Raw genomic sequence first — 1,623 nt, 5'->3', positions numbered from 1 at the left:
GCAGGACGAGCAGCGGCTGGGCAACCTGTTCAAGCTGGACCACCTGGCCACCCGCATGCGCCGCAACAGCGAGAACCTGCTGGTGCTGGCCGGCCAGGAGCCGCCGCGCCGCTGGAGCCAGCCGGTCAAGCTGGTCGACGTGGCCCGCGCCTCGCTGTCGGAGGTCGAGAACTACGAACGCGTCGTGCTGGAGGTGCCGGAGGGCATCTCCATCGCCGGCCAGGCCGTCAACGACGTCATCCACCTGCTCGCCGAGCTGATCGAGAACGCCCTGTCGTTCTCGCCCCGCGAGACCCGCGTGCCCGTCTCCGGCAGCCGGATCGACGGCGGCGGGATCATGCTGTCCATCAGCGACTCCGGCATCGGCATGACCGCCGAGGAGCTGGCCCAGGCCAACGAGCGCCTGACCGACGCCCCCACGGTGGACGTCTCCGTCTCGCGCCGCATGGGCCTGTTCGTGGTGGCCAGGCTGGCGCACCGGCACGGCATCCGGGTGCAGCTGCGCCCGCACGGCACCGGCGGCCTGACCGCCATGGTGCTCATTCCCGAGTCGCTGCTCGGCGCGCCCACCCCGGCCCCCGCCGCCGCGGGCCCCGCCCGCGAGGAGACCTTCCCCGCGCCGCAGCCGGCCGCCGCCGCGTCGTGGCCCGCCTCGGGCTTCCAGCTCGGCCCCGGACACCCGTCCTACCCCTCCTACCCGTCGGAGCCCGTGCCCCAGGCCGGCTCCTGGGCCTCGGGCCCGGCCCTGCCCGCCGAGGCCGGCGGCTGGATGTCCACCGACTCGCCCAGCGACGTGTGGGTGACCTCGCGAGGACCCGTGACCGGCGACACCGGCCTGCCCCAGCGGGGCGCCGGCCTGCCCTCGCGCGACAGCGGGCCGCCCTCCCGTGACAGCGGCCCGCCCTCCCTCGACGGGGGGCTGCCCCGGCGCGGCGTCCTGCCGGACGAGACCCGGCCCTGGATGCGCACGCCCGAGCCGCCCCCGGCCAGGCAGAACCGCTTCGACGGCTTCGCCGAGACCGAGTCCGCCGCGACGGGCCCGATGCCCGTCGTCCAGCCGGCCTCGTCGGGGGACGAGTACCTGCCGATCTTCGCCTCGGTGGAGTCGGCCTGGTTCGACCAGGGCGCGGCCGAGGCCAACGCCACCTGGAGCTCGCCCAAGGCCGACGCCGGCTGGAGCGCGGCCGAGGTGGTGCGCGAGCCGGTGCGCGACGGCGCGACGGCGGCGGGCCTGCCCAAGCGGGTGCCCAAGGCCAACCTGGTGCCCGGCTCGGCCGACACCGCCTCGGCGCCCAAGGGCGTCGCGCCCATGCCGTCGGTCTCGCCCGACCGGGTGCGCAGCCGCCTGTCGAGCTTCCAGCAGGGCTTCAGAGCCGCACGCGACGACATCAGCGAGGGCAGGACGTACGGGTCCGGCCCCAGGAGTGAAAGTAGGGATGAGGGCGCATGAGCGAGCGAAGCGAGCGGCCGACCGGACACAGCCGGCTGTCGTTCATGCGACCGGCGGAGGAGGCCGTATGAACGACCTGAGCAACGCGGCGCGCGGAGTCGACTGGTTGATCACCGATTTCGTCAGCACGGTCCCTGGTGTGGCTCATGCGGTGGTCGTCTCGTCGGATGGTC

The 1,623-nt window shown here is 74.6% G+C and carries 1 protein-coding gene and 1 pseudogene; both read left to right on the top strand.

Going from position 1 to position 1,623, the window contains the following annotated elements:
* The coding region (locus IO39_RS57215; protein WP_245642605.1) for a sensor histidine kinase at window positions 1–1,450 on the top strand (1,450 nt) is incomplete at its 5' end.
* A gap of 67 nt (window positions 1,451–1,517) precedes the next feature.
* Window positions 1,518–1,623, top strand: a pseudogene (locus IO39_RS58500) (roadblock/LC7 domain-containing protein); the annotation flags it as partial.

It is taken from the genome of Nonomuraea candida (genome assembly GCF_000725485.1).
Lineage (GTDB): Bacteria > Actinomycetota > Actinomycetes > Streptosporangiales > Streptosporangiaceae > Nonomuraea > Nonomuraea candida.
Note: the sequence above shows the minus strand (reverse complement) of the source record. Positions and strands in the feature narration are given on the sequence as shown.